The organism is Phenylobacterium sp. (genome assembly GCF_020402505.1).
In the GTDB taxonomy this organism is placed as follows: Bacteria; Pseudomonadota; Alphaproteobacteria; order Caulobacterales; family Caulobacteraceae; genus Phenylobacterium.
Window position 1 is genome coordinate 1 of sequence record NZ_JADBZL010000029.1, and the last position, 3,471, is coordinate 3,471.

4 protein-coding genes are annotated in these 3,471 nt (G+C 72.1%); all 4 read left to right on the top strand.

What is annotated here, in order from left to right; all coding sequences use genetic code 11:
- Positions 1–14 precede the first annotated feature (14 nt).
- Genes IM632_RS02645 through IM632_RS02660 form a run of 4 tightly spaced genes read left to right on the top strand, consistent with a single transcriptional unit; the run spans position 15 to position 3,375 of the window.
- Entirely contained in the window at positions 15–926 is a 912-nt protein-coding gene (locus IM632_RS02645) for a J domain-containing protein (RefSeq protein ID WP_296551981.1), read from the top strand.
- Between the two features lie 45 nt (positions 927–971).
- Entirely contained in the window at positions 972–1,304 is a 333-nt protein-coding gene (locus tag IM632_RS02650) for a PepSY domain-containing protein (protein WP_293516259.1), read from the top strand.
- 4 nt (positions 1,305–1,308) lie between these two features.
- Positions 1,309–1,980, top strand: coding sequence for a response regulator transcription factor (locus IM632_RS02655; RefSeq protein ID WP_293514146.1), 672 nt, complete (start codon positions 1,309–1,311; stop codon positions 1,978–1,980).
- Positions 1,981–1,983: 3 nt separating this feature from the next.
- Positions 1,984–3,375 (top strand): sensor histidine kinase, encoded by a 1,392-nt coding sequence (locus tag IM632_RS02660; RefSeq protein WP_296483347.1) that lies wholly within the window; start codon positions 1,984–1,986, stop codon positions 3,373–3,375.
- The last annotated feature ends 96 nt before the right edge of the window (positions 3,376–3,471 follow it).

The following is a 3,471-nucleotide window of genomic DNA, read 5'->3' on the forward strand; positions in this document are numbered from 1 at the left end:
CTGAGGTGACTCCCGTGGCGCGAGATCCCTACGAGGTCCTCGGCGTTCCGCGTAGCGCCGGGGCCGAAGACATCCGCAAGGCCTTCCGCAAGCTGGCCAAGAAGCACCACCCCGACGCCAACCCGGGCGACAAGGCCGCCGAGGAGAGGTTCAAGCAGGTCAGCGCCGCCTTCGACCTCCTGGGGGACGCCGACAAGCGGCGCAAGTTTGACGCCGGCGAGATCGACGCCGACGGTCGGGAAGTCTTCCGCGGGTTCGGCGGTCCCGGGCAGGGCGGTCCCTTCGGCGGCGGCGGTGGCGGCTTTGATGCGACGGACTTCAGCGACATCCTCGGTGAGATGTTCGGCCGCAGGGGCGGCCGCGGCGGTCCCCGCGGCGGCGCCGGACCGGGGCCAGGCTTCGCGCCGCGCGGCGCCGACGTCCGCGCCCGGCTGGAGATCGACCTTGAAGAGGCCATTCTCGGCGGCAAGAAGCGGATTTCCTTCCAGGACGGGCGAACCCTGGACGTGACGATTCCAGCCGGCGCTTCCGATGGTCAAACCCTGCGGCTGAGGGGGCACGGCGAAGCCGGCAGAGGCGGCAAGGGCGACGCCCTGATCGAGCTCCTGGTCCGGCCCCATCCCGTCTTCCGGAAGGAGAACGACCAACTGGTCATGGACCTCCCCGTGTCCATCCCCGACGCGGTCCTCGGCGGGCGGGTGCAGGCGCCGACGCCGGACGGACCCGTCAGCCTGACCGTGCCCAAGGGCGCCAGTTCGGGTCAGTCCCTGCGCCTGAAAGGCAAGGGGCTTGCGGACGGCCGCGGGGGGCGGGGCGACCTCATCGCCAGGGTGCAGATCATGCTGCCGGAGGCCCCCGACGCCCAGCTCGAAGCCTTCGCCGCGCGCTGGCGTGACGAACGGCCCTATGTCCCCCGCCGCCGCTGAGGCCGGTTCAGCCCGCGTTCAGGCCGGTCGGTCCAGGTGTGCGCCATGAGCCGGAGACAGTGTCATCCCGCCCTCCTTGGCCTCGCCGTCTTCCTGCTGGCGGGGACGGAGTCGCCTGCAGCCGCGCAGCCGGCCTTCCAGCCCCCGGAACAGGACCGGGCCAGAGATGCGGTGCGCGATGGCCGGCTCCTGCCGCTGTCGCAGGTCCTGGCGGCCATCGCCGCCCGCAGCCCGGGAGATCACCTCGACACCCGGTTCGGGGAGACCGTCGACGGGCGACCCGTCTACCTGGTCACCTGGCGGACCCAGGACAACCGGGTGGTGGTCTTCGTCGTGGACGCCCGGACCGGCCGGATCCTCGACCAGAGGGGAGACTGACGGCATGCGACTTCTCCTGGCGGAGGACGACCCGGACCTCGCCCGCAGCCTTCGCCGCGCCCTCACCGAGGCCGGCTACGCCGTGGACCTGGCGTCGGACGGCCAGGAGGCGGCCTGGCTTGGAGAGACCGAGCCCTATGATGCGGTGGTCCTGGACCTCGGCCTGCCTGTGCTGGACGGCGTGGCGGTGCTGCGGCGCTGGCGGGCCGGCGGAATGTCCGCGCCCGTTCTCATCCTGACCGCGCGCGACGGCTGGGCCGAGAAGGTGACAGGCTTTGACGCGGGCGGTGACGACTACCTGACCAAACCCTTCCACACGCCTGAGCTCCTCGCCCGGCTGAGAGCCCTTCTGCGTCGCGCCGCCGGCCGCGCCAGCGCGAGCCTGTCGAGCGGGGACCTCGTCCTGGACCCTGGCGCCGCAGCGGTCACCCTCGCCGGCCAGCCTGTGCGCCTGACGTCCCTGGAGTACCGCCTGCTCCACTACCTCCTGATGCACGCCGGCCGGGTGGTGAGCCGCACGGAGCTTACCGAGCATCTCTACGACCAGGACTTCGACCGCGACTCCAACACCATGGAGGTCATCATCGGCCGCCTCCGCCGAAAGATCGGGGCGGAGCGTATCATCACCCAGAGGGGACTGGGCTACCGCCTGGACGCTATGCCGGGGCCGGCCTGACACATGGCCCGCCGCCCCGCCGCCTCGTCCCTGGTCCGACGTCTGGTGCTGCTGGCCGCCGTCTGGTCCACCGGGGTCCTCCTCGCCTCCGCCGTCCTTCTCGGCCTTCTCTTCGAGCAGGCCGCCCTCCGGCGCTTCGATCAGGGGCTCGCCGACCTGACCGACAGCCTCGCGGCGGCGGCCCTTCCGGATCCGGGCGGCGGGCTCAGCGTACGCGACCCCGGCGACCTTCGGGCCCGCCGGGTCTATTCCGGTCGTTACTGGCAGGTCTCCCGTACAGGCCCGGACGGGCGACCCGCGGTCCTCGCGCGCTCACGCTCGCTTTGGGATACGGAGCTCACGCTTCCCGCGGACCTCCCCGCGACCCTCGAAGCCCATCCCGGCGGCGCGGTCAGCTACGCGGCGCCGGGACCGGAGGACCAGAGGCTGAGGGTGCGCGCCACCCGCCTCGTCCTGCCCGGCGCCACGGCGCCGGTGATCGTCCTCGCCGCCGAGGACCGGCGACCGGTGGATTCTGAGGTCCGTCGCTTTTTCGCTGCGACCGCCGCGGTGTTCGTCCTGCTCGCCCTGGGACTGATCGCCGCCGTCGTGGTGCAGGTGCGGCTGGGCCTGCGCCCGCTCTTCGCCCTGAGCCAGGAGATTGCGGACCTCCGCTCTGGCCGGGCGGACCAGCTCGGCGGCGCCTACCCGTCCGAACTGACCCCGCTGGCCGACCAGCTCAACGCCCTGGTCCGGCACAACCGGGAGTCCCTGGAGCGCCAGCGGGCCCATGTGGGGAATCTGGCCCATGCGCTGAAGACGCCCCTGGCGGTCCTGTCCGCCGCGGCCGGGTCCGAGCCCGATAAAGGCGCCCTTGCCGACCTGGTGACACAGCAGGCGGGCGTGATGCAGACCCAGGTCGATCACCACCTGCGCCGCGCCCGTGCTGCTGCGCGGCTTCCCGGCGCCGGCGCGGTCACCCCGGTGGCCGAGGTGCTGGACGATCTCGCCCGCACCCTGATGCGCCTGCACCGGGAGGCGGACGTCCGGATCGATTGGGAGGCGCCGGAGGACCTGGCCTTCCTGGGCGAGCGCCAGGACCTGCTGGAAATCTGCGGTAACCTGCTGGAAAACGCCTGCAAGTGGGGTCGGGGGCGGATCACTGTCCGTGGAGCCCCCTCCGGCTCTGACCGGCTGATCCTGGAAATCGACGACAACGGCCCCGGACTCGATCCCGGACAGCGCCGGGACGCCCTGGCCCGCGGCGGCCGGCTGGACGAGTCTGCGCCGGGGTCGGGACTTGGCCTCAGCATTGTGAGCGACCTGGTCCGTGCCTACGGTGGCGACCTGGATCTTGAGGATTCCCCCATGGGCGGCCTGCGGGTGCGCCTGGACCTGCCCCGCAGCGCCGATTGATCGCCGTGTACCCCTCGCGCCGGCGGTCCAAAACGTCTACATGGCGCCCATGGTCGTTTTCTGGACGGCGGCGGGGCTCCTTGCGGTCGCCGCTGC